Consider the following 26,816-nt stretch of genomic DNA (forward strand, 5'->3'; position numbering starts at 1 on the left):
CGCCGCTTGTCAGCGCGCCGCGCTCGTCTTGGAGCCGCCCGTCAGCGCCGCCGCGCCCGTCCTGGCGCCGGCCCCGGCGATCTCGCTGGTGGTGCCGCGACGGCGCCATTCGCCGGGGGTGACCTGCTCCTGGCGGCTGAACGCGCGGCTCAACGCCGGTGCGGACTCGTAGCCGACCCGCAGCGCGATCTCGGTGAGCGTGAGCCCGGTCGTGCCCAGCAGGCGCTTCGCCTCGCACAACCGCCAGTGGCGCAGCAGGGCGAACGGGCTGTAGCCGGTCGTCCGCCGGAACGACGCGGCGAACCCGGCCCGCGACATGCGGGCCTCGCGGGCCAGTGACGCCACGGTCCAGGGGTGGGCGAGGTCGCCGCGCATGGCCTGGGCGGCGCGGCCGATCTGCGGGTCGTTCAGCATCGACAGCAGGGTCGACGGCCGGGCCGCGGTCGTGGTGGCGACCGCCCGGACGGTGTGCGTGATCAGCACGTCGGCGAGGCGGTCGAGGACCAGGCCGGCGCCGGGCGCGCCGCTGTCCCGCTCGTGTTCGAGCAGGGCGAAGGTGGCGTCGAGGGCGGCGGTCGTACCCGGATCGGGGTCGAGTCTGAGCAGTGCCGGCAGCGGGCCGGGCCGCGACCGGGCCGGGGCGCCGATGCGCATCGCACGGAGGTCGGTCAGCGGGCCGGTGCGGCCGTGCCGGGCCAGGCCGCGCACCACCGGTGTCGCGGTCGCGGGGCAGGCGGCCGCCGCCGCGGTCGAACCGTCGGTGACCACGACCGGCTGGCGGTCACCGATGACGACACGGTCGCCGGTCTCCGCGACGACGGTGACGCCGGCCTCCGGAGCCGTGATCGCGGCCCGGCCCGCGGCGACGGACAGGACCCAGACACCGGCGCCGGAGTCGGCGGTGAAGGCCCACGGGCCGTGGGCGACAAAACGGCCGTACATCGGAGGGTCTCCGCTTCTGGACGATCGGTCAAGGATGCTGGACGCCACGGTAACCGCCGATCGGCCCGGCTGCCGCAGGCTGCTCCCATGCATGCGATCGTGATCGAGAGGCCCGGTGATCCGGATGTTCTGCGCTGGGCCGAGGTGCCCGGGCCGGTGCCCGCCCCCGGTGAGGTGGTCGTGGACGTCGTGGCGACGGCCGTCAACCGGGCCGACCTGGGCCAGCGGGAGGGCTGGTATCCGGTGCCGCCGGGCGAGCCGGAGTTCCCCGGGCTGGAGTGCTCGGGTGTGATCTCGGCGGTGGGCCCCGGTGTGCCGCGGAGCCGGATCGGCGAACAGGTGTGCGCATTGCTCGGCGGCGGCGGGTACGCCGAACAGGTCGCGGTGCCGGTGGGTCAGCTGCTGCCCGTACCGAATGGGGTGTCTCTGGTCGAAGCGGCGGCGCTGCCGGAGGTGGCGTGCACGGTCTGGTCCAACGTGGTCGACATCGCCGGGCTGCGCGCCGGTCAGACGCTGCTCGTCCACGGCGGTGCGAGTGGCATCGGGACCTTCGCCATCCAGCTCGGCCGGGCGCTCGGCGCCACGGTGGTGACGACGGCGCGGCCGGCCAAGCACGAGCGGCTCCGGGAACTCGGCGCTGATCTGGTCGTCGACTACACGACCGACGACTTCGTGGCGGCCACGCTGGAGCATACCGGCGGGCGCGGCGCGGACGTGGTGCTGGACGTGATCGGGGCCGCCTATCTCGCCCGGAACGTGGCCGTGCTCGCGCGCGACGGCCACGTGGTGACGATCGGGATGCAGGGCGGCACGGCGGCCGAGCTCGACTTCCTGGCGCTGGCCGCGAAGTCCGGCTCGATCTCGGCCACCGGGCTGCGGCACCGGCCACGGGCGGACAAGGCCCGGATCGTGGCGCACGTCGCCGACGAGGTGTGGCCGCTGGTCGCGGCGGGCCGGGTCCGGCCGGTGATCGACCGGACGCTGGCGCTGGCGCTGGCCGCCGACGGGCACCGGGCCATGGAGGCCGGCGACCACATCGGCAAGATTCTCCTGGTCGCTCAGGGCTGACCGCCGAGCAGCGCCCCTGGCCGGTCGGTCGACATGGCGCCGATCCCCTCGGGCTTGCGCCCCTTCGCGCGGCCGCTCTTCCGGGCTGGGCCGCCTGGCGATCCAGGAATTCGCGATCATCCATGAGATCTCCGATTACATCGACATCATCAGCGTCGACATCGAACAGTGTCCTATCTGGATTGTCAGGCTTTACGGAAGGCGCGATCTGCTGAATTCTCGGCGATCGGCCCGCCGCGGTCGACTCGGCCGGATCGACGCGTTACGCGATCGAGCCCGGGCCGTCAGCGCGGCCCGGGCTCGATGTTTCGGCGGTCAGCGGACCACGGCGGTCACCGCCCGTCCCGTGCCGGCGCCGGCCGGGTTGACGGCCTGGACGATGACCCGGTATTTCGTGCCCGACGGGACGCCCCGGGCCGCGGTCAGGGTCCAGACGCGGGTGGCCGGACCCACCGTCGTCACGGCCGGGGTGCCGGTGGCGGCGCCCTTCGCGGTCAGGCGCTGGACGGTGACGCGGTAGCCGGTGACAGGTGCGCCGCCGTTGCCGGCGGGCGGGGTCCAGGTCACCGAGGCGGTGGCCGGGCCGCCGGCCGCGCCGGTCCGGGCGGTCAGGGAAGCGGGGAGGCCCGCGACGGTGTACGGCACCACGGTGGCACTGAGCGCGGAGAGCGGGCCGGCCCCGACGGCGTTGACGGCGCGGACCCGGAAGCGGTAGCCGTGCCCGTTGACCAGGCTGTCGATCACCTCGGGGGAGGCGTTGTCGGAGACCAGTCGCATGGCGCCGACGGCCCGGCCGGTGGACGCGTCGACGACCTGGATCTCGTAGAGGTCGGCCCCGCCGGTGGGGGCCGTCCAGCGGATGGTCGCTCGGCGGTCACCGGCGCTGACCAGCCCGATCCGCGGTGCGCCGGGCACCGTCGCCGGCGATTGAGGTCCGGTGGTCACCGGCGGTGTGGTCGGCACGGGAGTGGTCGGGGTGGGAGTGGCCGGGGTCGTCGGGGTGGTGGGAATCGGAGTCGGAGTCGTGGGAATGGGGGTGGGGTCGACCCGGGCGGGAACCGGGACCACCGTGTTGGAAGCGAGGGAGTATTCGCTCGCGCCGGCCGCGTTGACCGCGCGGATCCAGAAGGTGTACGAGGAACCGTTGGTCAGCCCGTGGAAGGTCAGCGACGTCGCCTCGGGACCGGCCACGTCCACGTCGGTCACGATGCCGTCCGCGTCGAGTTCCTGCACCTCGTAGCCGAAGATCGGGCTGCCGCCGTCCGAAGCCGGCGCCGTCCAGGTGACAGTGGCCGACTCGTCCCCGGCGGTGGCCGTGCCGATCACCGGTGCACAGGGCGTGACCGGGATTCCGGCCGCGTGCGGCACACAGGCGGCCGGGCCGGCCGGGCCGGTCGGGTCGGAGGTGCCGGTGGGGGTGGGTGTGGGACCGGCCGGATCGGTGGTCCCGGAGTCGTCCCCCTCGTTCTCGGTGCCGTCGTCGTCGTCGCCGTCGGTGGGGGCCAGAACCTGGGGCGTGACCGGGTCCGAGGCCGCGCTGAACACCCCCGGGCCGGCGGCCGTGTCGAGGCGGAGCCGGAACGTGACCGGCACGCCGTTGGTCAGCCCGCGCGCCACGAAGCTGGTCGCCGAGGCCGGCAGGTCGATCAGTGTGCTCGTCCCGGCGACCGTCTGCTCCAGCGTCAGCCCGGTCACCGCCGGCCCGCCGACGTCGGGCAGCGTGAACAGGGCGGTGGCCTGCCCGTCGCCGGCCAGCGCGGTGACACCGAAGAACGCGGTGAACAACGACGCGTCCACGGTCTCGTCGGCGAACTGGAGCTTCTCCACGTTGCGGACCGTGTCGACGCCGTCGGGGCCGGTCAGGACCAGGGCGTCGCCGGCCTTCTCGATGAGGTACTGGGCGCGGTTGCCGGAGAACACCGCCGTGTCGGTTCCGGGGGTGGGGGCCGTGCGGATTTCCCGTACGGTGAAGATCTGACCGGGGTTGATCTTGCCGGCGAAGACGTCGGGCTGCAGTTCGGTCATCGACCGGGCCGACCGGATCTCGTTGCCGGCGCTGTCCCGGACGCTGAGCCGCACGTCGAGGTAGCGGTCGCCGTCGACGATGTCGTTGCCGCCGCGGCCCTCGAGGAGGTCGTCGCCGGCCCCGCCGAGCAGGATGTTGCCGTCGCCCCAGACGTCGCCGTGCAGGTCGCAGGGGCGGCCGGTGACATTCCCGACGGCCGTGACCGGCGTCGGCAGCGACGTGACGACCTGGTCGAGGCCGTGGATGCGGGCCACGCCGGCCGCGTCGAGGGCGTCGCAGCCGAGGAAGCCGCCTCCGCCGACCGCCGACGGGACCAGGTCGTCGCCGCGCAGCGTGTCGTTGCCGTCGGTGCCGGACAGGGCCTCGACCTCGTTGAAGCGGTCCCGCACCCCGATGGTCAGGGTGCCCAGCGGCGCCAGCGGCAGGGCCAGGTCGGAGTCCGAGCCGTTGACCGACCAGTCGTACCCGGATCCGCCGGCGTTCTTCTCCACGCCGGGGCCCTGTACGCCGATGTCGTCGCCGCCCTCCATGTCGTAGTCGTCATCGCCACCGTCGCCGATCAGCACGTCGTTGCCGGGCTTGTTCATGTCGTCCAGGAAGAACAGGTTGCCGCTGTCGCCCTGCAGCAGGTCGGGGCCGTTGCCGCCTTCCTCCCAGTCGTCGCCGGAGTCGCCGAAGACCGCGTCCTCGCCGTCGCCGGCCTTGACGAAGTCGTCGCCCTCGCCGGCGAACGTCTCGTTGATGTTGGCGCCGCCGTCGGTGAAGTCCTTGCCGGTGCCGCCCATGACGATGTCGGCGCCGATGCCGCCGTCGATGGCGTCGTTGCCCGGTCCGCCCTTGGGCACGTCGTCGCCGGCCTGGTCGGTGATGATGTCGTCGCCCTCGCCGCCGAGGGTGACGTCGTTGCCGGCGCCGCCCTCGAGGACGTCGTCGCCCTCGGCGCCCCAGATGGTGTCATTGTCGTTGCCGCCGCGGACCCGGTCGGCGTCCTCGGTCCCTTCGAAGACCGACTGACCGTTGATCCCGGGCCGGTCGACGGTGTTGCGGGCCCGGTAGGCGATCGTGCCGTCGGCCAGCCGGATCAGCAGCGCGTGCTCGTCGCAGGACGTGGCCGGGTCGTCGTCGACCTCGTTGCCGCCGATCCGCGCGAGGTGCCCGAGCTGGAACTTGCAGTCGGCGGTGCCGAACGAGTCGGCCTTGAGCGTGTGCGCGTCGGTGTTGCGTTCGATCAGCTCGGCGAACGAGTTGCCCTCGAGCTGGGTGCGCAGGTTCATCCCGGGGGTACGGGCGAGGTAGTACAGCCGGTCACCGTTCTGCAGGTTGGTCAGCTGGTTCTCGAAGACGTAGTTGAACGTGCTGCCCAGCAGCCCACCGAACGGCATGGTCTCCTCGGCCAGCCCGCCGATCCACAGGTCGACGTCGTCGAGCCCGGAACTCGCGGCCGGCGCGTTCATGAAGGTGGCGTCACCGTCGACGAGCGCCTGAGCGGCGGCGCGCTTGGCCGAGATGGAAGAGGCGGAGGCGATGGACGGGTGTTTCCCGTACGCGGCGATGAAGTTGACCAGGGACTCCGGGTGCTTGAGGTGCTCGCCGAAATCAACCCAGCTGGTGTACGCCGGAAGGGCCGTCCCTTGCGACCGCCGGAACTGGTTCAGCGTCGGCAGCCCCTCCGACCGTCCCCGCGAGATGTTGACCGCGGCCAGGTCCATCGGCAGCCCGAGCAGGTTGTCGCGCAGCGTGTCGGTCATGAACTCGTCGAGCTCGTTGCCGACCTGGTCGGACATGCCCATGACGATCGAGCCGGCCGCCTCCTCGGGGCTGAGCGTGCCGTTACGGGTGAACGCGGGCGGGTTGAGGAACCCGTCGAGCAGCGGCATCGACGCGTCCGAGCCGTCGTCCAGGGTGCGGCTGATCCGCTCGGTCAGCATCGAGTGCCCGAAGCGGTAGACGGCGTGCGCGAACTCGGCGGTGACGGCCGGGTTGATCTCGGTCTGGGTGAACGCGAACGGCTGGAACGGGTTGATCGCCGGCTGGATCTTGCGGGCGAACTCCTCGAAGACGATGTGCTGGTACTCCATCTCGTTGACGAACCGGGCGGCCTGGAAGATCCGCTCGCCGTTCCACGAGCCGTCGGCCAGGCGCCACTCGGACAGCGTGGTGCCGTCGTCGGTCAGCACCCGCTCGATGTCGCCGACCAGCCGCTGGTGCTCGGAGTGGAAGATCTGGTGCACCGCGGTCAGGCCGATGTTCTCGTTGGCCCGGCCGTCGCCGGCGATGTAGTGCGCGGCGAGCATCTCGTCGTCGTAGGTGCCGGTCGGCTGGGCGGCGAAGTCGGCCGAGGCGGTGCTGTCGTCGTCCGGCCGCGGGGCGACCGGCAGGGTGGCCGGGTTGTGGTCGGTGTCGACCGGAGTGGGGTCGGCGTTGTGCGCGATGTCGGTGAGGAAAGGGGTGCCGAAGTACAGCACGTCGGCCGGCACCGCGACCGGGTCGGCCAGGTCACCCTCGACCAGGCCGTGCTTGGTGACGTACTGCGGGAGGCCGCGGGCCGGGCCGGGCACGAACTTGCCGTACGGGTCGGTCAAGAGGGCCGGGACATTCAGCACGTCCTTGTCGGCCAAGGCGAGGCCGAGCTCGTCGTGTGCCTGCTTCTTGACGTCGGCCCAGGTGGGAAGGCCACCGTTGGCGCCGGCCAGGAGCTCACCCGTGGCCACGGGCGGGTTGCCGGTGAACGAGCGCAGGAAGACCTGGTGCGAGGCGTGCGAGGTGTACGTCTGGGAGTTGTCGACGTACGGGCTGTCGGTGTTGGTGGCGTCCTGGACGTCGTCGGCGGTGCCGAGCTTGCCGTCCGGGCCGGGCTGGTTGGCCGCCCGGGTCAGCGCCATGAACCGCATCGACGCCGGCACGTACTTCGCGTCGCCCGGTTTGGGGTCGTCGCCGTTGCCGGGGATCCGGTCGGGGCCGGCGATCAGCGGGTCGTCGGCGCGCAGCGGGACGATGACCGTGCCGCCGCCCTTCACGGTCTGGTCGACGCCGTGGTCGAAGAACTGCCCGAAGAGCGTGAACCACGAGTTGTACGGTGCGCTGAGGCCGACGTCGGTGGTGACGTTGGGGATGAACACGGTGCCGCCGTCCATGACCACGTCGCCGGTGCCGGTGGTCTGGCTGCGGACCGGGTGGCCGGCGGCGGCCAGGGCGGCCGGGTTGTTCGAGGTCTGGTCGGCGATCAGGTTGCTGATCAGCCGGGGCTGCGAGTCGACCACGGTGTTGCCGGCGCTCTTGTCGGCGTACGTGGTCGGGAAGCTCGGGCTGCCGGGGCCGAAGAGACCGGCCGGCGCGTTCTCCGCCGCCTTGAAGTTCTTGCCGCCGAGCCGGGGGAAGATCTGGTCCGAGGCGCCGTAGGTCTCCTCGCCCTTGGTCAGGTGGTTGCAGCTGCCGTCGACGGTCCGCAGGCCGAACGCCAGCAGCGGGCTGGGCAGCTGGTCCGGGCCGTCGCCGAGCAGGGCGCCGCACGGGCCGGTGGCGCTGGTCGTGTTGCGTACGTGGGCCTCAGCGATCTTGATCTGCTTGAGGATGTACGCGAGGTCGGCCGGGGTGATGGTGAATCCCTGGCCGATCGGGGCGGCTTGGGCGGGGGCGGGGGTGGCGACGAGCGAGCCGGCCAGGAGGGCGGCGACCGCGGCGACGGTGCGGAGCTTCATGCGGTGACTCCTTGGGAGCGGAGGAGAACCGGGAATTTCGTACATGGTCGTCTTGCGGCATTTGGCCGGGCTCGCGAGAGCCTGACCACACGCTGAGGCCGCCCTGAACCGGGTTCAGGGCGGCCTCAGAGAGGTACGGCTATCGATGGGTGTGGTGCGCTGCCTCGTCGTCGATCAGATACGCGCCGTTGCTCAGGTCCACGCCCGGTCCGGGCAGGTTGGCCGACACCTGGACGCGGTCCGGTGGCACGCCGGCCGCCCGGCCCATCGCCGCACGCACCGAGGCGATCGACGAGTCGCCGAGAACCGCCCCGAAGTAGCGGATGGTCAGGCCCGTGCTCTGCACCTTGGTGTCGTACCGGCCCAGGACGTCGGTGATGATGCCCTCGGCGTCCTCCGCGGCCCGTACCCGGTCCGGGGTCTCGCCCGCGGTGACCAGGCCGAACGTGATGTCGTGGACGTACACCGGCTGGACCAGGTAGAACGCGACGTCGGCGGGCTGGTGGTCGCGCATCATCGCCTCGGTCCGCTCGACCGACACGCCCTCGGGCGCCACGAACGTCATCTCGGGCACCAGGAACTCCAGCATCGACTGGCTGAACACCGCGAACGTGGCCGGTTCGAGCGTACCCAGCTTGTCGGCCCGGGCGATCCGCCGCATCTCCCGGGCGATCCGCGCGCGGTCGGCGCCGGGACCGGGGTGGATCCCGATCGCCGCCCGCTTGCGGACCATAGCCTTGTCGAACGTGGTGACGGCCTGACTGTCACCGGTGTCGTCGCTGAACACCTTGGCGACCGGCGTGGTGGCCGCGACCGGGCTCGCGAACCATCCCGCCGCCCGCCCGACCAGCAGGGTGCCGGCCACGAGCACGATCAGGACCAGGCAGATCCGGGCCCGCATCACGAACCCAGGGGGAAACCGGGCGCGTACACGGCGGGCTGCTCGTCGCGGTCGTCGCCGGCCGGGCGGTCCGAGGTGACCGGGTCGTTCATGTTCACGTCCCCGACCGCGAACTGGATCATCATGTCGTTGTCCTCGTGCACCAGGTTGTGGCAGTGCACCATGTAGCGGCCGCCCTCGTTGCCGTCGCCGGTGGTGAACTGCATCAGCGCGGTGACCGTCTCGTTCTCGCCGAGGTAGAAGACGTCCTTGCCGCCGCCCTCCCACGGGTGGGCCTTGCCGTCCGGGGTGGTGTTGCGGCCGATGATCTTGGCGTCGATGAGGTGGATGTGCAGCGGGTGGAACCAGCCGCCGGACTCGTTGACCAGCTCCCAGATCTCCACGTCGTACGGCTTCGGGTTGCCCAGGACGCGCTGGAAGTTGGAGTTCTCGACGTCCTCCCAGGTCTCCCCGTTGACCGTCCAGAGGCCGTGCTTGCGCTCGACCCGGACCCGGCGGCGGGCCTTGGCCATGTCCGGGGTCAGCTTGTTGACCTCGATCGCGCCCCGGTTGGTGAACGGCTGCGGGCCCAGATCGAGGGTCGTCGGGATCTTGTACGGGTCCGGCGCGCCGGAGTCGGCGACCACCTCGAACTGCATCACCTTGCCGGTGTTGGCGAAGTCGACGTTGTTCTTGTTGCTGAGGTTGCGCAGCTCGACCTTGGTGCCGACCTTGTACTTCCGGAAGTCGATCAGGATCTCGTAGCGCTCGGCCACCCCGTGCCGGTACGACTGCACCGGCGTCACCTTCGGCGTCATGCCGGCGTCGTTGCCGACGATGTACATCGGCTCGCCGCTGCTCAGCGTGAACCGCCACGAGCGGGAGATGCCGGCGGCCAGCATGCGGAACCGGTAGACCCGCGGCTTGACTCGCATCTTGGGCCACGGCACCCCGTTGACCAGCACCGTGTCACCCATGAAGCCGGCGTGGTCGGAGTCGTCGAACGCCACCGAGCCGTCCGCGTTGAACGCCATGTCGCTGACCACCAGCGGGACGTCGTACTCACCCTGGGGCAGCTGGGCCTGCTCGTACGGGTCGTGCAGGTGGTACTGCGCGGCCAGCCCCGAGAACACGTTCTGCGCGGTGCTCAGGTGGTTGTGGTCGTGGTACCAGAGCGTGCGGGCCTGCTGCCAGTTCGGGTACTTGTAGGTCTTGCAGTTGCCGGCCACGGTCCAGTCGTTGGCGTACCCGTCGTACTGCGGCAGCGACGCCGAGCCGTGCAGGTGCGTGACGGTGCGGAACGGCAGCCCGTTGATCTTCTGCACGGTCAGGTGGTTGGCGATCCGCACCTCGGTCCGCGTGCCCTGCTGCACCGAGATGGTCGGCCCGGGGAAGATCCCGTTGTAGCCGGCGATCTCGGTGGTCAGCCCCGGCACCATGCTGGCCCGGCCGACCTTCTGGGTCAGGCAGTACTTCTGGTACGGCCCCTTCTCGTCGACCCCCTGCTCGGACGGCAGGAGCACAGGCGGGCGCCGGAACATGCTGGTGTACGGCTGCGGGGTGTTCTTGCTGGCCAGCTTGCTCGAGGCGGCCATGACCTCGCCGCCGGCCGTCGCCACGACCAGCCCGGCGCCACCGAGCGCGGCGGCGCCCTTGAGCACGTTGCGGCGGCTCACATTCCGATCCGACATGAGGCAGTCTCCGTCTCGGGGTAAACGTCCGTTCAGGGATCAGGACGCTACGAACCCCGGCTTAGGCAATCCGCCCGCAAACCTGTGGCCCGCCCCGCATATGCAAGATCACCAATTCAGGAAGCTCCCAGCTTCTTCAGATACCGCTCTCCCGAGCGCCGCCAGTCCGCGGCCGGATCACCGACCGCCACCGCGAGCACCGCCGCCGCGCCGGCCAGGACGGCCGACCAGCGCAGGTGGGCCGGCACCCAGTCCGGGCCGAGCCCGACCAGCATCGGCGCCCGCGCCAACGACGACATCAGGAAGAGCGACGCCAGCAGGGCCGGGCCTGTGACGACCCCCGGATGATCGACTCCCCGGCGTCGCGCCACCGCGGCGATGGCCCAGACCACGGTCAGGACGGCGGCGAACTCCACGGTCAGGCCGAGGCCGAGGGTCCACCGGTCGCTGGGCCGGGCCGACCGGAGGAGACCGGCGAGCAACGACGCCCAGGCCGGGACCAGCAGGACCGCCGCGGCGGCGATGCGCAGCCGGACCCGGCGGGCCAGGGCGTACGGGCTCGCCTGCAGGATGCCCGCGGCGCCGTCGTCGAGCACGTACCCGCTGCCCAGGGTCAGCAGCAGGGCCGCCACACGCAGGTCGCCGAGGGCGTCCGGCGAGCCGCCGCGGCGAGACACCAGGAACGCCACGACGGACACGGCGCCGGCCGCCAACGGTGTCAGTCGCAGGCCGCGTCGCAGGTGGCCACGGCGGACCAGCTCCCACCCGACGGACGGTGTCATGAGAGCTGGAGCCAGCCCAGGAGCAGGGTGACGGCCAGCACCGGGGCACCGACCACGACCAGACGGGTTCGCTGATGACGGTGGACGGCGGCGACGGCGGCGCAGACGCAGAGCCCGGCCAGGTAGGCGGCGTGCAACCACGGGTTGCCCGGCACCGGTGGGCGGTCGGCCAGAGTCTGCCCGGTCGACCACCACATCCACCAGACGCCGTCGTCGAACCGGCCGAACACGACCAGCGCGCCCAGCGTCGCGACGATGAAGGTGATCAGCACGCCGCCGGTGAAGGGCAGCCAGCGGGCGGCCAGGACACCGAGCAGCCCGGCCCCGGCCAGGACGAACGGCAGCTGGGCGAGTTCGCCCGCGGTCATCCGGTCGGCCGCCGGGATCGTGTTGAGGAGGTCCAGGAGGGCCATGCCACCGACGGCGACGGCGCCCGCCCCGGCCAGCGGGAGCGCGACGCCCAGGCACATCGCCCAGGTCCGGCGGGTGTCCGTCGTCGGGGTCGCGCTCAGCATCTCCTCGGCCCGCCCGCGGCGGGCGCCGCCGGCCACCAGGTTCGCGGCGAACAGGACGATCAGCGGGCCGAAGAACGCGACCGCGACGAAGACGGTGCCGTACCAGTAGCCGGCCGTCCGGCCGTCGCTGGCGCCGTCGAGCGCCGAGGTGACGGCGACGACGACCGGGGCCAGCCACAGCACCGGATGCCGGGCCAGGCGGGCGGCCTCCCGGCCGATCAGTGACGTCATGACGAGGACACCTCCCGTTCCGGCGCGGCCATCAGGAGCAGGTAGGCGTCCTCCAGGGTGGGCGGGATCAGCTCCGCGCCGGCGGGCGGATCACCCACGTTGCGGTACGTGCCGTCGCCGGTGCGCCAGGCCGTGATCGCGGCCGGCGACCGTTCCGAGTCCGTCCACACCCGGCCCTCGGCCGTGGCGGTCAGCTCGGACGGCGTACCCGTGAACCGGGCCCGGCCCTGGTGGATCACGGCGATCCGGGTGCAGAGGGCGGTGACGTCCTCGGTCTGATGGCTGGAGAGGATGACCGTGCGGCCCTCGCCCGCCTGCGAGATCATCTCCCGGAAGCGCAGTCGCTGCTCGGGGTCGAGGCCGACCGTCGGCTCGTCGAGGACGAGCAGGCCGGGCCGGCCGAGCAGCGCCTGCGCCAGCCCGACGCGGCGGCGCATCCCGCCGGACAGGGCCCGGATCCGCTTGCCGCTGACCGGCGTCAGCCCGGTCAGCGCGATCACCCGGCGGACCTCGTCGTGCCGGGCCCGGCGGTCGGTCATCTCCTTGAGGATGGCCACGTAGTCGATGAACTCGAAGACCGTGAAACCGCGGTGGAAGCCGGCGTCCTGCGGCAGGTAGCCCAGGCGCTGACGGATCCACGTGCGGTCGCCGGGGCCGGACGGGTCGCGGCCGAGCAGGGTCACCTCCCCGCGGTCCGGGGCCAGGACGGTGGCGATGATCCGCAGCAGCGTCGTCTTGCCCGCGCCGTTGGGCCCGAGCAGGCCGGTCACGCCCGGTCCGGCGGTCAGGTCGACGCCGTCCAGGGCCGTCGTACGGCCGAAGGCCTTGGTCGCGCTCTGGACGCGTACGGTGATCATGCTTTTCTCCCCAATCTGGTCGAGACGGCCGACCGGGCGACAGTGAGCCAGGCGCCGCAGCCGACCGCTACCGCCAGCCAGAACGTCTGAGCGCCGGCGCCGAAGGCGAGATCGAGCCGGCCGGCCAGGGTGACCGGGACCGTCACCAGCACCCACACCGAGGCCACCGCGCCGACCGCGACGACCGGGGCCAGACGGCCGGTCAACGCCAGCGCGGCCCCGGTCAGCCCGGCCGTGGGCAGCAGCCAGGCGGCGGCCAGCCAGTGCGAGCCGGGCAGGGCGGCACCGGCCACGGCCTCGATGGGTACGGTCACAGTCAGGACCGCGGCCGTACGCACGAGCAGCAGCCGCAGCCCCGAATACGGCGCGGCCAGCCCGATCTCCCGGGTCGGATCGAGGCCACCCAGGAAGGCCACGGCCACCCCGGCCAGCGGCCCGAGCGGCGCGACGACCAGGAACATCCGCAGGAACCGGTCGTCGGCCTGCGCCGCGCCGGCCGCGAGCGCGAGCACGGCCGCGACCGCCAGCAGCCACGGCCCCCGCAGGGTCGGTGTGGCGGCCACCAGGCGGGCGGTGGCTTCGCCGGCGCCCAGCCGCACCAGCAGCCGTTCGAACCGGCTCCGCCGCGGAGCGTCGACGCGGTCGGCCACCTCACGCCAGATGGCTTCCGCCCGCCGGGCGTCGACGAAAGGCGTCAACGTCTCCCGGCAGGCGGCACAACCCATCAGGTGCGCCTCGGCCGACGCGGCCGCCTCCGGTCGTACGGCGCCCCGCGCGTATTGCCGGACCGCCTCCGGATCCAGATGCCACCCGGTCATACCCACCTCCTCCGTCATGCCAGGCGCTCCCGCAACAGGGCGCGGGCGCGCATCATCCGTGTCTTGACCGTGCCGGGCGGGATGCCCAGCAGCCGGGCGGCCTCGCGGGTGGTCAGCCCGTCCAGGACGGTCGCCTGCACCACCGCCCGCAGCTCGGGCGACAGGCCGGCCAGGGCCGCGCCCACGTCGCCGTACTGGACGCCCAGCAGCACGTGTTCCTCGGCCGACGTCTCGACGCCGGCGAACTCGATCAGCTCGTCGGCCGGTGGCCGGCTCCGCCGCAGCGCGTCGACCAGCCGCCGGACGCCGATGCCCCAGATCCACGCGGCCACCGCGCCGCGCCGGTCCCACTGCCGGGCCGACCGCCACACCACCACGAACGTGTCCTGCACGACCTCGTCGACCAGATCGGGCGACGAGCAACGCCGGCCCAGCCGGACCAGCAGCCACGGCAGGTGCCGCCGGTACAACTCGGCGAACGCTTCCCGGTCGCCGTCGGCCACTGCCGCGAGCAGTCGCGCGTCCTCCCGGGCCTCGGACGGTCCCGTCGGCATCCCTGACCTTTCCTTCACGCCCTGTTCGTCGTACCGCACGGCCGGAACGGTTCATCGGTCGTGGCAGGATTGTCCGGCGTTGGTGGTCGGCGGGAGTGGTGGGTTGGATCTGACGGCGGCGGAACGGCTGGCCCGCGAGCTGTTCGCGCGGCATCGGCTGACCGGGTGGCGACTGGTGTTCGACAACGCCAAGACCCGGGCCGGGGTGTGCCGGTTCGACGCGAAGGAGATCGGGCTGTCACGGCCCCTCGTCTCGCGGTACGACGTCGAGCAGGTCACCGAGACGGTGCTGCACGAGATCGCCCACGCGCTGGCCGGCCCCCGGCACGGCCACGACCGGGTGTGGCGGGCCACCGCCCAGCGGATCGGCTGCTCGGGCCGGCGGTGCATGCCGCCCGACGCGCCCACGGTCGACGGCGCGTGGACGGGGGTCTGCCCCGCCGGTCACCGCACGACGGCCCACCGCCGCCCGATCCGGGTGAAGTCGTGCCGGTCCTGCTCCACCGGCTTCGACCCGGCCGCGATCTACATCTGGACGCATCGGGGCGGGCCGGCCGAGATGGACGCACGCTACGCCGCCGAGCTGGCGCGCATCCGCACCGGCCGGCCCGCCACCGCGCCCCCGCCGGTGCCACTTCAGGTCGGCGCCCGGGTCCGGCTCACCGGCACGGGCAAGTACGCCGGCCTGGCCGGCACCGTCGTCAAACGCGGCCGTACCCGCTACCAGGTCCAGACCGGCGCCGGCCTGCTGAGCGTCGCCTTCACCGCCCTCTCCGCCAGGTGACGGTGCGGTCAGCGCCACGATGAGCGCGTACGCCGACATCCACTGCTGAGACTCGCTCGGCTCAGCGCTGGTCGACGATGCGCTTCATCTTGCCCATCGAGCGTTCCACGCCGTCCGGTTCGATCACCTCGACCGCCACGCTGACACCGATCGTGTTCTTGATCAGGGTGGCCAGATCACTCCCGGCCCCGGCGGCGGTCGACGGTGACAGGCCGGCCCGGCGCTCCACCTTGACCGTGAGCGTGTCGAGGCGGCCGGTGCGGCCCAGTACGCACTGGAAGTGGGGCGTCAGGGCGGGTGTACGCAGAATCAGCTCCTCGATCTGGGTCGGGAACAGGTTGACGCCGCGCAGGATGATCATGTCGTCGGTGCGGCCGGTGATCTTCTCCATCCGGCGCATCGGGCGGGCCGTGCCGGGCCGCAGCCGGGTCAGGTCGCGGGTGCGGTAGCGGACGACCGGCATGGCCTGCTTGGTCAGCGAGGTGAAGACCAGTTCGCCGTACTCGCCGTCGGGCAGCACCGCGCCGGTGACCGGGTCGACGATCTCGGGCAGGAAGTGGTCCTCCCAGACGTGCAGGCCGTCCTTGGTCTCCACGCACTCGTTGGCCACGCCCGGGCCCATCACCTCGGACAGGCCGTAGACGTCGACCGCGTGCATGTCCAGGGTCTGCTCGATCTCCTGCCGCAGGTCCTGCGTCCACGGCTCGGCGCCGAAGATGCCGACCCGCAGCGAGGTCGAGCGCGGGTCGACGCCCTGCCGGCGCATCTCGTCGACGATGGCCAGCATGTAGCTGGGCGTGACCATGATGACGTCCGGCTCGAAGTCGCGGATCAGCATGACCTGCCGCTCGGTCATCCCGCCGGACACCGGGATGACCGTGCAGCCGAGCTCCTCGGCGCCGTAGTGCGCTCCGAGACCACCGGTGAACAGCCCGTATCCGTACGCCACGTGCACCCGGTCGCCGGGCCGCCCGCCGGACGCCCGGATCGAGCGGGCCATCAGGCGTGCCCAGGTGCGTACGTCGTCATGGGTGTAACCGACGACGGTGGGGCGGCCGGTGGTGCCGGAGGACGCGTGCACGCGGGAGATCTGCGAGCGCGGAACCGCGAACATGCCGAACGGGTAGTTGTCGCGCAACGTCGCCTTGTCGGTGAACGGGAACTTGGCGAGATCGTCGAGGTCGCGCAGGTCGTCGGGGTGCACGCCGGCCGCGTCGAACATCTCACGGTACGCGGCCACCCGGGAGTAGGCGTGGCCCAGCGACCACCGCAGGCGGGAGAGCTGCAGAGCGCGGAGCTCGTCGACCGAGGCGCGCTCGATCGGTTCCAGGTCGTCCGGGCTGGGCGTACGGTCCTCCACGGCTTACTCCTGTCTGGTTCTCAGCCCTTCGAAGGCCATCGCGACCACAGCGTCGGCCATGGTGGTGGCCCCGCCCCGCCGCGGCCGGTACCACTCGGTCAACGAGTTGACCATGCCGAACAGCAGCCGCGCGGCCGTGGCCGGATCGACGTCGGCCCGCAGGTCGCCGTCGGCCTGAGCCTGCTTGACCAGCTCGGTGACCTGGGCGTCGAGCACCCGGCGGCGGTTCAGGGCGTCCCTTTCGACCCCGTTGTTTCCCCGTACGCGCAGCAGCAGCGTCACGAATTCCAGCCGGTCGGCCAGCACCAGCACACTGCGGCGGATCAGCCGCTCCAGCCGCTCGATGGCCGGTGCCTCCAGCGTGGTCACCTCGTCCGCCGCCTCCCGCAACCCGTCCAGGGCGTGGTCGACGGCCATTTTGAGCAGATCCTGCTTGCTGGTCACATGGTGGTAGATGCTCGACTTGGTGATGTTGAGCGCCTCGGCCAGGTCGCCCATGCTCGTCGCTTCGTACCCGTGCTGGTTGAACAGCCGCACCGCGGCCGCCAGCACGGCGTTCTGGTCGTGGCCCGGCCGTCCGCGGCGACGGGGAGCGTCCGTCATCGGGCGTGCTCGAACGTCTGCGGGGCCGTGTTCCGCAGGGCCGTGGTTTGTGCCACCAACGCTCCCAGGGGGTTGATAACCGAACGAACGGACGGTAGATAATGAGACAGCCAACCGCACAGGAGCGCAGATGACAACCCCTGCCGAGTGGTACGAGACGCATCGCGAGTTGCTCGACCGGGCGGTCGAGGCGACCCGGCACCGCGACTACTGGTCCGCCTACCCCGAGTCGCCCAGCAAGTCCGTGTACGGCGCGGAGGCCGCCCCCGCGGGCGAGAAGGCGTTCAAAGACCTGCTGCACCACGACTTCCCGATCGACGTGCCCGGCGGGGGCGAGCGGGTCGCCACCGAGCGCTCGCCGTGGGGCTTCGACCTGGGCATCCGCTACCCCAAGGCCGACCCGGCGGCGCTGATCGCCGCCGCCCGCGCCGCCACCCCGGCCTGGCGCGCCGCCGGTCCCGAGGGCCGGGCCGGCGTGGCCGCCGAGATCCTGCGCCGGATCAACGCGCGCTCGTTCGAGCTGGCCCAGGCCGTGCAGCACACCACCGGCCAGGCGTTCGTGATGGCCTTCCAGGCCGGCGGCCCGCACGCCCAGGATCGCGGCCTCGAGGCGGTGGCCGCCGCGCTCGCCGCCACCACCCGCGGGCCGGCCGAAGCGACCTGGAGCAAGCCGCAGCGCGGGGGCGACCCGCTGCGCATGTCCAAGACGGCCACCGTGACCGGCCGCGGCGTCGCCGTGGTGATCGGCTGCAACACCTTCCCGACCTGGAACTCGTACCCCGGCCTGTTCGCCTCGCTGGTCACCGGCAACCCGGTGATCGTCAAACCGCACCCCGGCGCCGTCCTGCCCCTGGCCCTGACCGTGTCGATCGCCCGCGAGGTGCTGTCCGAGTCCGGCCAGAGCCCCGACCTGGTGTCGCTGGCGGTCGAGTCGCCCGGCGACGGCATCGCGGCCACCCTGGCCACCCACCCCGACGTGCGGATCGTCGACTTCACCGGCTCCAGCGAGTTCGGCCACTGGCTCGAGGCGAACGCCCGGCAGGCCGTCGTCTACACCGAGAAGTCCGGCCTCAACACGGTCATCGTCGACTCCACCGACGACTACAAGGGCCTGCTGCGCAACCTGTCGTTCTCGCTGTCGCTGTACAGCGGTCAGATGTGCACGACCCCGCAGAACCTGCTCGTGCCGGCGACCGGCGTACGCACCGACACGGGCACCAGGACACCCGACGAGTTCGCCGCCGACCTCACCGCGGCCGTCGACAAGCTGCTGGGCGACCCGCAGCGCGCTTCCGGCACGCTCGGCGCGATCGTCAACGACGGCGTGCTGTCCCGGCTCACCGAGGCCGGCGGCGGCGCCGGCGTGGTGCGGGCGTCCGGCGAGGTGGCCGACCCGCAGTGGCCGGACGCCACGATCCGCACCCCGGTCGTGGTCAAGCTGGACGCGGCCGATGACAAGGTCTACACCCGCGAGTGGTTCGGCCCGGTGTCGTTCGTCATCACCACCGAGTCGACGGCCGAGAGCCTGAAGCTGTTCGTCGAGACCGTCCGGCACCACGGCGCGCTGACCGCGTCGGTCTACTCGACCTCGCCCGAGGTGATCGACGCCGCCCGGGACGCCGCGCTCGACGCCGGGGTGCACCTGTCGGAAAACCTGACCGGCGGCGTCTTCGTGAACCAGACCGCCGCCTTCAGCGACCTGCACGGCACCGGCGCCAACCCGGCGGCCACCGCGGCGCTGACCGACGACTGGTTCGTCAGTGGCCGGTTCTTCGTTCTCCAGTCGAGGCGACACGCGGAGTTGGATTCACAACATGTCTGAAGCCTTCTTGATCGGCGGGGTACGCACACCGCAGGGCAAGTACGGCGGATCGCTCGCCGGCGTCCGTCCCGACGACCTGGCGGCGCTCGTGGTCGGCGAGGCGGTGCGGCGGGCCGGCGTACCCGTCGACGAGGTTGACGAGGTCATCCTGGGCGCCGCCAACCAGGCCGGCGAGGACAACCGCAACGTCGCCCGGATGGCCGCGCTGCTGGCCGGCCTGCCCGACACCACGCCCGGCTTCACGGTCAACCGGCTCTGCGCCAGCGGTCTGACCGCGATCCAGGCGGCGGCCAACGCGGTCCGGGTCGGTGACGCCGACATCGTGGTGGCCGGCGGCGTCGAGTCGATGACCCGCGCGCCGTGGGTGATGGCCAAGCCCGGCACCCCGTGGGCGCGGCCGGGCGAGGTGGTCGACACGTCGCTGGGCTGGCGGTTCACCAACCCGGTGTTCAAGCAGCGGGACAGGACGACGATCAGCATGGGCGAGACCGCCGAGGAGGTCGCCGCGCTGGACGGCATCACCCGGGCCGACAGCGACGCGTTCGCGCTGCGCAGCCACCAGCGGGCGATCGCCGCGATCGACGCCGGCCGGTTCGACGCCGAACTCGTGGCCGTCGGCGACGTGACGGCCGACGAGATCCCGCGGCGCGGCTCCACCCTGGAAAAGCTGGGCTCGCTCAAGCCGGTCTTCCGCGCCGACGGCATCGTCACCGCGGCCTCGTCGTCGCCGCTGTCCGACGGCGCGGCCGCGCTGATCGTGGCCGGCGAAGCCGCCGTCGAACGCTACGGCCTGACCCCGCGCGCCCGCGTGGTCACCGCGGCCGCGGCCGGCGTGCCACCGCACATCATGGGCATCGGTCCCGTACCCGCGACCGAGAAGGTCCTGGCCCGCACCGGCTGGACCGTCGGCGACCTGGACGCGATCGAGCTCAACGAGGCATTCGCGGCCCAGTCCCTGGCGGTCATCCGCCGGCTCAAGCTCGACGACGAACGGGTCAACGCCGACGGCGGCGCGATCGCGCTCGGTCACCCGCTCGGCTGTTCCGGGGCCCGGCTCATGGTGACGCTGCTGGGCCGGATGGAACGCGAGGACGCCCGGCGCGGCCTCGCCACGTTGTGTGTCGGAGTCGGCCAGGGGCTGGCCATGCTGGTGGAGCGGGTATGAGCACCTTCGAGGACACCATCGCCCGCGACCAGCGGATCGAGCCGCGCGACGAGATGCCGGACGGCTACCGCAAGACGATGATCCGGCAGATCGCCCAGCACGCCCACTCCGAGATCATCGGCATGCAGCCGGAAGGCGACTGGATCACCCGGGCGCCGACGCTGCGCCGCAAGGCGATCCTGCTGGCCAAGGTCCAGGACGAGGCGGGGCACGGGCTCTACCTCTACTCCGCCGCCGAGACGCTGGGCGCCGACCGCGGCGACCTGACCACCCGGCTGATCGAGGGTCGGCAGAAGTACTCGTCGATCTTCAACTACCCGACGCTGACCTACGCCGACGTCGGTGTGATCGGCTGGCTGGTCGACGGCGCCGCCATCTGCAACCAGGTGCCGCTGTGCCGCAGCTCGTTCGGCCCCTACGGCCGGGCCATGATCCGGATCTGCAAGGAGGAGAGCTTCCACCAGAGGCAGGGGTACGAGCTGCTGATGACCATGATGGGCGGCACCGAGGCCCAGCGTGAGATGGTCCAGGACGCCACCAACCGCTGGTGGTGGCCGTCGCTGATGATGTTCGGCCCGCCCGACGGCGACTCGCCCAACACGGCTCAGTCGATGGCCTGGAAGATCAAGCGCCACACCAACGACGAGCTGCGCCAGCGCTTCGTCGACATGAGCGTGCCGCAGGCGGCGGCCCTCGGCGTCACACTGCCGGACCCGTCGATCTCCTGGAACTCCGCTCGCGAGCACTTCGATTTCGGGACGCCGGACTGGGACGAGCTCAAACGGGTCATCTCCGGCGACGGGCCGATGAACGCGTCCCGCATCTCGCGCCGGCGGGCGGCCCACGAGGACGGCGCCTGGGTCCGTGAGGCGGCCGCGGCACACGCACGGAAGAAGGCGTCATGAACCACGAATGGCCACTGTTCGAGGTGTTCGTACGCGCGAAGCGGGGTTTGAACCATGTGCACGTCGGCTCGCTGCGCGCCGCCGACCACACCATGGCCCTGCACAACGCCCGTGACCTCTACACCCGCCGCAACGAAGGTGTGAGCATCTGGGTGGTCCGCTCCGACGACGTGGCGGCCTCCGAGCCCGGCGACAAGGAGCCGTTCTTCGCACCCAGTGGCGACAAGGCGTACCGCCACCCGACCTACTACGCCATCCCCGACTCGGTTCCGCACATCTGATGTCCTTCGACGACGCGTACGGTGCGCTCACCGACCACGACGACGACGCCCGCTGGGCCTACGGAACCGGCTTCGCCGACCCGCTCGCGCACGTGCCCACCGGCTTCGACCCCGCGACCGACCGGCCCGCGCTGGCCGCGTACTGCCTGATGCTCGGTGATGACGCGCTGATCATGTCGCACCGCCTGCAGCAGTGGGTCACGCGGGCGCCCGAGCTCGAGGACGAGGTGGCCATCGCCAACATCGCCCTCGACCTGCTGGGACAGGCGCGGCTGCTGTTGTCCCGGGCCGGCGCGGCCCTGGGCGACGGCCGCGACGAGGACGCGCTGGCCTACCACCGGGGCCCGTCCGAGTTCCGGAACATGCGGCTGACCGAGCGGGCCGACGCCGACTTCGCCCACCTGGTGGCGCGGCTGCTGGCCTTCGCGACGTGGCGGCTGGCGGTGATGGACCGCCTCCGGGCCGCTCCGGACCCGGTGCTGGCGGCCGTGGCGGCCAAGGCGGTCAAGGAGCTGACCTACCACCGGGAGTACGCCGCGCAGTGGGTGGTCCGCCTCGGCGACGGAACCGCCGTGTCGCATGAGCGTGTGAAGGCCGCTGTGGACGAACTGTGGCCGCTGCTCGGTGAGCTCGATCATGAGCCGTCGCCGCTGGCCCCGCGGGATTGGCGCCCCGAGTTCGACGCTGTCATGAGTCAGGTTCTCGGCGTCGCGACGCTGCTGCCTGTGGACAACGGCGCCGGACTGTCGGCGTCGGGCGCTACATTGTCGCCCACCCATCGGGGTGGGGGAGGTGGCGGCACGCGTGTCGCGGATTTCGATCTTGAAGCGGGGCGTGACGGCGTGCACACGCCGGCGCTGGCCGAGATCCTCGACGAGATGCAGGCCCTGGCCCGCTCGATGCCCGGCGGTGTCTGGTGAGCCCGACCGCCGCCGAGGTCGCGGCCACTGTCACCGACCCCGAGATGCCCATGCTCACCCTGGCCGACCTCGGCGTCATTCGTGAGGTGCGCGAGCACGGCGACGGCGTGGTCGTCACGGTCACGCCGACCTACTCGGGCTGCCCGGCCATGGACGAGATCCGGGCCGACATCCGGCGGGCGCTGACCGGGGCCGGATTCACGGCCGTCGAGGTACGCACGGTGCTGGCACCGGCCTGGACCACCGACTGGATCTCCGTCGAAGGCCGGGCCAAGCTCGCCGCCGCCGGGATCTCGCCGCCCGGGCCGGCACCGCGCCGGGCCGCCGGGCCGGTGCCCCTGGTGCTGGGGGCGTCGCGGCCGGCCATCGCCTGCCCGCAGTGCGGTCACCCGGATTCGCAACAGATCGCCGCGTTCAGCGCCACGGCGTGCCGGGAGCTGCGGCGATGCCCGGTGTGCCGGGAACCCTTCGAGCATGTGAAGGAGATCTGAGGTGTTCCACGCGTTGCGGGTCGCCGGGGTGGAACGGCTCTGTGCCGACGCCGTGGCGGTCACCTTCGAGGTGCCGGGGGAACTGGCCGGGCAGTACGCGTTCCGGCCGGGGCAGTCGCTGACGGTACGCCGCCCGGACGACCCGGCCGACGAACGCCGCACCTATTCGATCTGCGCCCCGGCCGGTGCCGCGCCCCGGATCGGGGTCCGGGAGGTGCCGGGCGGCATCGTCTCGTCGTGGCTGGTGCATGACGTGCGCGCGGGCGACCTCGTCGATGTGGCCTCGCCGACGGGCACCTTCACCCCGGACCTGACGCGGCCGGGGCGGCACGCGCTGATCGCGGCCGGCTCCGGGATCACGCCGATCCTGTCCATAGCCACCTCGCTGCTGACCCGGAAACCCCCGGCCGGGGAGACCCAGGTGTCGGTGATCTACGGCAACCGGCGGGCCGACACCGTCATGTTCGCCGAGGAGCTGGCCGACCTGAAGGACCGCTATCCGTCGCGGCTGGAACTCGTGCACCTGCTCTCCCGCGAGGCGCGCGAGGTCGACCTCCTCAGTGGGCGACTGGACGCCGCGAAGCTGCGTACCCTGCTGCCGCTCCTGATCGATGTCGGGGCCGTGGATCACTGGTGGCTGTGCGGGCCCTTCGGGATGGTCGTGGACGCCACCGAGGTGCTGAGCGAGGCGGGGGTACGGCCGGAGCGGATCCATCGGGAATTGTTCTGGGTCGATGAGCAGCCGCCGGACGTGGTGCGGGCCGACGATGTCGCCGCCGGTGTCGGCAGCGAGGTGACGGTGCTGCTGGACGGGCGGTCCACGACGGTCACGATCGCCGAGGGCGACACGGTGCTGGAGGGTACGCAGCGGGCCCGGCCGGACCTGCCGTTCGCCTGCAAGGGCGGTGTCTGCGGGACGTGCCGGGCGCGCGTGGTCAAAGGGGAGGTGTCGATGCGCCGGAACTTCGCCCTCGAACCGCGCGAGGTCGAGGCCGGTTACGTCCTCACCTGTCAGGCCACGCCGCTGACCGAGGTCGTGGTCGTCGACTACGACGCTTGACGCTCGGGCGGCGTCGAGGAGGAAGCGGACCTCGCGGGCGTCCTCGGCGTACCGGGCCAGCGCGTGCACGGTCTCGGGGCCGGCCTCACCGTCGGTACGCAGGCCCGCGCGCGCCTGGAATCGGCGTACCGCCGCGTCAAGCTCCCCGGCCGGAACCGCGACGCCCAGATCCGCGAACAGCGCCTGCACCTCCTGGCCGATCAACGCCGGGTTTTCGCGCCGACCTTGCCGCCGCCCACCCGGGGGAACAACCGGCCATTCTCAACCGAGCCTTCGACCTGGCCGCCGACAACGGGCCTGACGATGCGGCACTCGCCGAGGAGCTCTCGTGGCCGCCCTGTCCAAACCGGGATTGTTCAGCGGTCTCCTAGCTCTGCCCGGGCGCCGAGGCCGGCACCCGTCGCTGCCGCGCCACGGTGCGGCGGGCCACGACGATGGTGACGGCGATCAGGGTCACGAAGGCCGGTGTGACCACGGAGTGCGCGACGGCCAGGACGACGGTGTCACCGCGACCGTAGAAGACCACCTGCACGACGGCGTTGACGACGTTGATCGCCATGGCGGCGACGGTGGTGGCCAGGTGCACCCGGCGCAGCTCGCGGTTGCGGTACCAATCAACGGGGCCGCCGGTGACCCGGTTGAGCAACAGCCCGGTGAACGGGCGCCGGGCCACGATGGTCGTCAGGCAGATCAGGAAGCCGGCGAACGGGATCAGTGCCGGTACCAGGAAGAATCCGCGGGCCTGGCCGGTAATCATGGCCACCGTCGCGCAGACCGCGACGACCAGGAGGCCGATCACCGCGGACCGCGCCGATTGCCTGCGCACCAACCGATACAACAGCCCGGCGATCGCCGTTCCGGCAGCGGCGAAGATCGCCGGGTACAGCGAGGTCATCGCGTTGACCGCGACGAATACCAGGCTCGGCCCGGCGGCCATCAGCGTGGTGATCCAGCGCTGGGGATCACTCCAGGTCTGCTTGATCGCGGCCCAGCCAGTTTGCCGGGCGGGCGCCGGTGATAGGTTGCTCATGACCAGATCGTTTCACGCGAAACTATCTCCACCAACAGATCGATGCACGAGAAACTATCTCTAGCGACTCTGTTTCAGTTGAGATAGCATCCGAGTCGATTCTCCCTACTGAGCGATGCGACTATGCCTACTGAGCGATTGCGCCTACTGAACGACTCTGTCCCGCCTGGCGGAGCCCCCAGCCGAGACCTCGAGAACCCACAGGAAGGTTCGCCGTTCGCGCTGAGCCTCCTCCTGCGCCGCGCGCATCATCTTGTCGCCGCCGCGATGGACCAAGCCCTGACGCCGTTCGGCTTCGAGCGGCGCCACCTGCTGATCCTGATGCATCTGCAGGCCGACGGCTCCCTCAACCAGCGTGACCTGGTCGCGCGGACCGGCCACGACAAGGCCTCCATCGTGCGCATCGTCGACGACCTCGAGCGTCTCGAGCTGGCCTCTCGCGAGTTGGTCCCCGGCGACCGCCGGCTACGGGCGGTCACCCTGACCGAGCATGGCCGTGACGTGCTCGACCGCGCCCTTGACGCGGCCAAGCCCGCCGGAGCAGCCGCGACCGCGCGCCTCAGCCCGGAGCAGACCCGGCAACTGCAGCAGCTGCTGCGCGCGATGATCGACGGCTGAGCGCGCCGGGCGCGGCCGTCTGGATGGGGTCGAAGCGGGCGATCGAGCAGTTCGGCCGGGCGCTGATGTACGAGGTGGGCCCGCGGCGGCCTTTTCCGCGTAGGAGCGGCGATGCGTGCGCCCGCATTCGCAGCAATGCCAACGACGCGGGGCCAACCCGCCACCCGGGCAGCCTGACCCCAACACCTCAGACGTTCTTGGTCACAGCACTAGCAGCACGCTCGGGCTCGCCGAACCACCGGCGGAGCGCCGGTTCCAGCTCGTCCGTGGCACCGGCCCAGACCACATAGCTGTCGGGTCGGAGGAGCATCGGCTCGCCACCGCCGGTCACGTGGTCCACGCGGGCCGCCCACGGGCCAGCGACCTTGCCGAACCGGTCGCCGGGGTCGACCAGGACGCCGCGGCCGGTGCGCAGCAGTCCATGCACGCGGGCGGCGCCGAGGTCGAGATCCGGCGCCGGGCGGCCGACGAGGTCGTGATCTTCCGCGCCCCCCATCGGGTAGCGGATGGCCATGCCGGACAACAGATCGGCGAGATAACGTTGCACCGCCGGCAACCGCACCAGGTCGGTGAAGAGGTCCTGGACTGCCAGCACGTCCGAGTCGCGGGAGCCGGCCCGGTCCATGATCAGGCTCTGGGCCTGGACGTTGCGCAGCACGGCCGCCCCGGCCGGGTGCCGTTCGGTGTGGTAAGTGTCGAGCAGGTGCGGCGGGGCCCAGCCCTGCACGGCAGCGCCGAGCTTCCAGCCGAGGTTGAGGGCGTCCTGGATGCCGGTGTTCATGCCTTGCGCGCCGAGCGGAAGGTGCACGTGGGCGGCGTCGCCGGCCAGGAACACCCGCCCGTGCCGGTATTGCGCGGCCTGCCGGGCGGCGTTGGTGATGCGGCGGCCGTAGCGGAGTTCTAGCAGCTGCACCTGGGAGCCGAACACCGTGTTCAGGGCTTCCCGGATCTCGTCCTCGGTGACCGGGACGTCCCGTGGCAGCGACCGTTTCGGGCCACCCGTGGCCAGTCGGTACAGCGGCCGGCCCTGCGGGTCGGTGCCGAGTGGGTACAACGCGCCCCAGTGGCCGTCCTCGCTCCACCTGTGGGACATCTTCTTGTCGGCGCCGCTGACCCGCACGTCGGCGGCGATGTCGGTCGTCGTGCCCGGTCGGCCGGGGAAGTCAGCCCGCAGCAGGGATCGGACCGTGCTGTGGGCGCCGTCGGCGGCGACGAGGTAGCGGCTGCGGATGGTGCTGCCGTCAGCGAATGTGGCAGTGACGCTGTCGTCGTTCTGTTCGAGCGCAACGAGGTCATGGTTGCGGCGGACGTGGAGTCCGTGGGCGGCAAGGTGGTCCTCGAAGAAGGCCTCGACGTCGGCCTGTGGCACGCCTCGCCAGGGCAGGCGGTGGCGGGTGTTGTCCACGGGGAAGTGGACGTGGGCGAAGTGCCCGGCGGTGGTCGGGAAGTTTCCGCTGGCCAGCAATGGTTCCAGCAGGCCGCGCTGGTCCAGTGCTTCCAGCGTGCGGGATTGCATGCCGCCGGCCCGGGACAGGTCGCTGCGTTGCGGCAGTTTGTCGACCAGCTCGGTAGGCACTCCGGCGACCAGCATCTCGTTGGCCAAAGTCAGGCCGGTCGGTCCGGCGCCGACGATCAGCACATCCGTGTTCATGTGTGTCCCTTTCCATGGTGGTCTTGCTGGGACAACGTTCCCGCCGGCCGTCGTTCGCAGCCAG

At 71.7% G+C, this 26,816-nt stretch carries 23 protein-coding genes and 1 pseudogene; 10 read left to right on the forward strand and 14 right to left on the reverse strand.

The genetic code is table 11. The annotated features are described in order from the left end of the window. Positions 1–9: 9 nt before the first annotated feature. Positions 10–942 carry an AraC family transcriptional regulator gene (locus tag ACGFIO_RS21310; RefSeq protein ID WP_392828016.1) on the reverse strand — a complete coding sequence of 311 codons (933 nt, stop codon included), beginning with the start codon at positions 940–942 and terminating at the stop codon, positions 10–12. An 87-nt stretch (positions 943–1,029) separates the two neighbouring features. Here ACGFIO_RS21310 and ACGFIO_RS21315 point away from each other — a divergent pair, with 87 nt between their 5' ends. After that, on the forward strand, positions 1,030–2,010 hold the full coding sequence (locus ACGFIO_RS21315) for an NAD(P)H-quinone oxidoreductase (RefSeq protein ID WP_392828017.1): 981 nt from the start codon (positions 1,030–1,032) through the stop codon (positions 2,008–2,010). Between the two features lie 315 nt (positions 2,011–2,325). Here ACGFIO_RS21315 and ACGFIO_RS21320 read toward each other — a convergent pair whose 3' ends face one another. The 8 genes from ACGFIO_RS21320 to ACGFIO_RS21355 all read right to left on the reverse strand — a co-directional run bounded on the left by ACGFIO_RS21320 (position 2,326) and on the right by ACGFIO_RS21355 (position 14,062). Continuing rightward, on the reverse strand, positions 2,326–7,734 hold the full coding sequence (locus ACGFIO_RS21320) for a peroxidase family protein (RefSeq protein ID WP_392828018.1): 5,409 nt from the start codon (positions 7,732–7,734) through the stop codon (positions 2,326–2,328). A gap of 139 nt (positions 7,735–7,873) precedes the next feature. Further along, positions 7,874–8,635, reverse strand: coding sequence for a hypothetical protein (locus tag ACGFIO_RS21325; protein WP_392828019.1), 762 nt, complete (start codon positions 8,633–8,635; stop codon positions 7,874–7,876). Beyond that, entirely contained in the window at positions 8,635–10,305 is a 1,671-nt protein-coding gene (locus ACGFIO_RS21330) for a multicopper oxidase family protein (RefSeq protein WP_392828020.1), read from the reverse strand. Before ACGFIO_RS21330 ends, ACGFIO_RS21325 begins: the two co-directional genes overlap by 1 nt. Positions 10,306–10,421: 116 nt before the next feature. Then, a complete protein-coding gene (locus ACGFIO_RS21335) occupies positions 10,422–11,087 on the reverse strand; it encodes a hypothetical protein (protein WP_392828021.1) in 666 nt (221 codons plus the stop codon). Beyond that, positions 11,084–11,833, reverse strand: coding sequence for a hypothetical protein (locus ACGFIO_RS21340; protein ID WP_392828022.1), 750 nt, complete (start codon positions 11,831–11,833; stop codon positions 11,084–11,086). The genes ACGFIO_RS21335 and ACGFIO_RS21340 overlap by 4 nt, the downstream gene beginning before the upstream one ends. After that, positions 11,830–12,690 carry an ABC transporter ATP-binding protein gene (locus ACGFIO_RS21345; RefSeq protein WP_392828023.1) on the reverse strand — a complete coding sequence of 287 codons (861 nt, stop codon included), beginning with the start codon at positions 12,688–12,690 and terminating at the stop codon, positions 11,830–11,832. Before ACGFIO_RS21345 ends, ACGFIO_RS21340 begins: the two co-directional genes overlap by 4 nt. Beyond that, positions 12,687–13,508: a zf-HC2 domain-containing protein gene (locus tag ACGFIO_RS21350; protein WP_392828024.1), complete on the reverse strand. Its 822-nt coding sequence runs from the start codon at positions 13,506–13,508 to the stop codon at positions 12,687–12,689. Before ACGFIO_RS21350 ends, ACGFIO_RS21345 begins: the two co-directional genes overlap by 4 nt. A 14-nt stretch (positions 13,509–13,522) precedes the next feature. Next, positions 13,523–14,062 carry an RNA polymerase sigma factor gene (locus ACGFIO_RS21355; RefSeq protein WP_392828025.1) on the reverse strand — a complete coding sequence of 180 codons (540 nt, stop codon included), beginning with the start codon at positions 14,060–14,062 and terminating at the stop codon, positions 13,523–13,525. Between the two features lie 103 nt (positions 14,063–14,165). Between ACGFIO_RS21355 and ACGFIO_RS21360 the strand changes: the two genes are divergently transcribed. Continuing rightward, positions 14,166–14,846 (forward strand): SprT-like domain-containing protein, encoded by a 681-nt coding sequence (locus ACGFIO_RS21360; protein WP_392828026.1) that lies wholly within the window; start codon positions 14,166–14,168, stop codon positions 14,844–14,846. 61 nt (positions 14,847–14,907) lie between these two features. Here the strand turns inward: ACGFIO_RS21360 and paaK are convergent, their stop codons facing one another. Both paaK and ACGFIO_RS21370 read right to left on the reverse strand, forming a co-directional pair. Continuing rightward, positions 14,908–16,206, reverse strand: coding sequence for a phenylacetate--CoA ligase PaaK (gene paaK / locus ACGFIO_RS21365; RefSeq protein ID WP_392828027.1), 1,299 nt, complete (start codon positions 16,204–16,206; stop codon positions 14,908–14,910). Positions 16,207–16,209: 3 nt separating this feature from the next. Next, positions 16,210–16,809, reverse strand: coding sequence for a TetR/AcrR family transcriptional regulator (locus ACGFIO_RS21370; RefSeq protein WP_392828028.1), 600 nt, complete (start codon positions 16,807–16,809; stop codon positions 16,210–16,212). Between the two features lie 130 nt (positions 16,810–16,939). Here ACGFIO_RS21370 and paaN point away from each other — a divergent pair, with 130 nt between their 5' ends. Genes paaN through paaE form a run of 7 tightly spaced genes read left to right on the forward strand, consistent with a single transcriptional unit; the run spans position 16,940 to position 23,453 of the window. Next, positions 16,940–18,631, forward strand: a complete 1,692-nt coding sequence (paaN, locus tag ACGFIO_RS21375) for a phenylacetic acid degradation protein PaaN (protein ID WP_392828029.1) — start codon at positions 16,940–16,942, stop codon at positions 18,629–18,631. After that, positions 18,624–19,796 (forward strand): thiolase family protein, encoded by a 1,173-nt coding sequence (locus ACGFIO_RS21380; RefSeq protein WP_392828030.1) that lies wholly within the window; start codon positions 18,624–18,626, stop codon positions 19,794–19,796. Before paaN ends, ACGFIO_RS21380 begins: the two co-directional genes overlap by 8 nt. Then, a complete protein-coding gene (paaA, locus tag ACGFIO_RS21385; protein ID WP_392828031.1) occupies positions 19,793–20,701 on the forward strand; it encodes a 1,2-phenylacetyl-CoA epoxidase subunit PaaA in 909 nt (302 codons plus the stop codon). The genes ACGFIO_RS21380 and paaA overlap by 4 nt, the downstream gene beginning before the upstream one ends. Continuing rightward, positions 20,698–20,982 carry a 1,2-phenylacetyl-CoA epoxidase subunit PaaB gene (gene paaB / locus ACGFIO_RS21390; protein ID WP_392828032.1) on the forward strand — a complete coding sequence of 95 codons (285 nt, stop codon included), beginning with the start codon at positions 20,698–20,700 and terminating at the stop codon, positions 20,980–20,982. The genes paaA and paaB overlap by 4 nt, the downstream gene beginning before the upstream one ends. Further along, on the forward strand, positions 20,982–21,902 hold the full coding sequence (paaC, locus tag ACGFIO_RS21395; RefSeq protein ID WP_392828033.1) for a 1,2-phenylacetyl-CoA epoxidase subunit PaaC: 921 nt from the start codon (positions 20,982–20,984) through the stop codon (positions 21,900–21,902). The genes paaB and paaC overlap by 1 nt, the downstream gene beginning before the upstream one ends. Next, a complete protein-coding gene (paaD, locus tag ACGFIO_RS21400; RefSeq protein WP_392828034.1) occupies positions 21,899–22,393 on the forward strand; it encodes a 1,2-phenylacetyl-CoA epoxidase subunit PaaD in 495 nt (164 codons plus the stop codon). The genes paaC and paaD overlap by 4 nt, the downstream gene beginning before the upstream one ends. 1 nt (position 22,394) lies before the next feature. Next, positions 22,395–23,453 carry a 1,2-phenylacetyl-CoA epoxidase subunit PaaE gene (gene paaE, locus ACGFIO_RS21405; RefSeq protein WP_392828035.1) on the forward strand — a complete coding sequence of 353 codons (1,059 nt, stop codon included), beginning with the start codon at positions 22,395–22,397 and terminating at the stop codon, positions 23,451–23,453. A 69-nt stretch (positions 23,454–23,522) separates the two neighbouring features. Here paaE and ACGFIO_RS21410 read toward each other — a convergent pair. Both ACGFIO_RS21410 and ACGFIO_RS21415 read right to left on the reverse strand, forming a co-directional pair. Next, positions 23,523–23,642, reverse strand: a pseudogene (locus ACGFIO_RS21410) (peptidoglycan-binding protein); the annotation flags it as partial. Between the two features lie 178 nt (positions 23,643–23,820). Beyond that, positions 23,821–24,483: a DUF3159 domain-containing protein gene (locus ACGFIO_RS21415; protein WP_392828036.1), complete on the reverse strand. Its 663-nt coding sequence runs from the start codon at positions 24,481–24,483 to the stop codon at positions 23,821–23,823. A gap of 267 nt (positions 24,484–24,750) precedes the next feature. On the opposite strand from ACGFIO_RS21415, the gene ACGFIO_RS21420 reads away from it, so the two are divergent. Next, positions 24,751–25,101 carry a MarR family winged helix-turn-helix transcriptional regulator gene (locus tag ACGFIO_RS21420; protein ID WP_392828037.1) on the forward strand — a complete coding sequence of 117 codons (351 nt, stop codon included), beginning with the start codon at positions 24,751–24,753 and terminating at the stop codon, positions 25,099–25,101. Between the two features lie 187 nt (positions 25,102–25,288). Here the strand turns inward: ACGFIO_RS21420 and ACGFIO_RS21425 are convergent, their stop codons facing one another. Beyond that, positions 25,289–26,752 carry an FAD-dependent monooxygenase gene (locus tag ACGFIO_RS21425; protein WP_392828038.1) on the reverse strand — a complete coding sequence of 488 codons (1,464 nt, stop codon included), beginning with the start codon at positions 26,750–26,752 and terminating at the stop codon, positions 25,289–25,291. Positions 26,753–26,816: the final 64 nt, after the last annotated feature.

This window comes from Actinoplanes sp. NPDC049265, from assembly GCF_043197135.1.
Taxonomy (GTDB): Bacteria; Actinomycetota; Actinomycetes; order Mycobacteriales; family Micromonosporaceae; genus Actinoplanes.

What these genes read in the sequence shown, in the direction of transcription:
- ACGFIO_RS21325 (WP_392828019.1), bottom strand. Translation starts at nt 8,635, where the DNA reads ATGCGGGCCCGGATCTGCCTGGTCCTGATCGTGCTCGTGGCCGGCACC.
- ACGFIO_RS21425 (WP_392828038.1), bottom strand. Translation starts at nt 26,752, where the DNA reads ATGAACACGGATGTGCTGATCGTCGGCGCCGGACCGACCGGCCTGACT.
- paaA (WP_392828031.1), top strand. Translation starts at nt 19,793, where the DNA reads ATGAGCACCTTCGAGGACACCATCGCCCGCGACCAGCGGATCGAGCCG.
- ACGFIO_RS21340 (WP_392828022.1), bottom strand. Translation starts at nt 11,833, where the DNA reads ATGACGTCACTGATCGGCCGGGAGGCCGCCCGCCTGGCCCGGCATCCG.
- ACGFIO_RS21420 (WP_392828037.1), top strand. Translation starts at nt 24,751, where the DNA reads ATGGACCAAGCCCTGACGCCGTTCGGCTTCGAGCGGCGCCACCTGCTG.
- paaC (WP_392828033.1), top strand. Translation starts at nt 20,982, where the DNA reads ATGTCCTTCGACGACGCGTACGGTGCGCTCACCGACCACGACGACGAC.
- ACGFIO_RS21415 (WP_392828036.1), bottom strand. Translation starts at nt 24,483, where the DNA reads ATGAGCAACCTATCACCGGCGCCCGCCCGGCAAACTGGCTGGGCCGCG.
- ACGFIO_RS21320 (WP_392828018.1), bottom strand. Translation starts at nt 7,734, where the DNA reads ATGAAGCTCCGCACCGTCGCCGCGGTCGCCGCCCTCCTGGCCGGCTCG.
- ACGFIO_RS21335 (WP_392828021.1), bottom strand. Translation starts at nt 11,087, where the DNA reads ATGACACCGTCCGTCGGGTGGGAGCTGGTCCGCCGTGGCCACCTGCGA.
- ACGFIO_RS21345 (WP_392828023.1), bottom strand. Translation starts at nt 12,690, where the DNA reads ATGATCACCGTACGCGTCCAGAGCGCGACCAAGGCCTTCGGCCGTACG.
- ACGFIO_RS21350 (WP_392828024.1), bottom strand. Translation starts at nt 13,508, where the DNA reads ATGACCGGGTGGCATCTGGATCCGGAGGCGGTCCGGCAATACGCGCGG.
- ACGFIO_RS21330 (WP_392828020.1), bottom strand. Translation starts at nt 10,305, where the DNA reads ATGTCGGATCGGAATGTGAGCCGCCGCAACGTGCTCAAGGGCGCCGCC.
- ACGFIO_RS21310 (WP_392828016.1), bottom strand. Translation starts at nt 942, where the DNA reads ATGTACGGCCGTTTTGTCGCCCACGGCCCGTGGGCCTTCACCGCCGAC.
- ACGFIO_RS21380 (WP_392828030.1), top strand. Translation starts at nt 18,624, where the DNA reads ATGTCTGAAGCCTTCTTGATCGGCGGGGTACGCACACCGCAGGGCAAG.
- ACGFIO_RS21355 (WP_392828025.1), bottom strand. Translation starts at nt 14,062, where the DNA reads ATGCCGACGGGACCGTCCGAGGCCCGGGAGGACGCGCGACTGCTCGCG.
- ACGFIO_RS21315 (WP_392828017.1), top strand. Translation starts at nt 1,030, where the DNA reads ATGCATGCGATCGTGATCGAGAGGCCCGGTGATCCGGATGTTCTGCGC.
- paaN (WP_392828029.1), top strand. Translation starts at nt 16,940, where the DNA reads ATGACAACCCCTGCCGAGTGGTACGAGACGCATCGCGAGTTGCTCGAC.
- paaB (WP_392828032.1), top strand. Translation starts at nt 20,698, where the DNA reads ATGAACCACGAATGGCCACTGTTCGAGGTGTTCGTACGCGCGAAGCGG.
- ACGFIO_RS21370 (WP_392828028.1), bottom strand. Translation starts at nt 16,809, where the DNA reads ATGACGGACGCTCCCCGTCGCCGCGGACGGCCGGGCCACGACCAGAAC.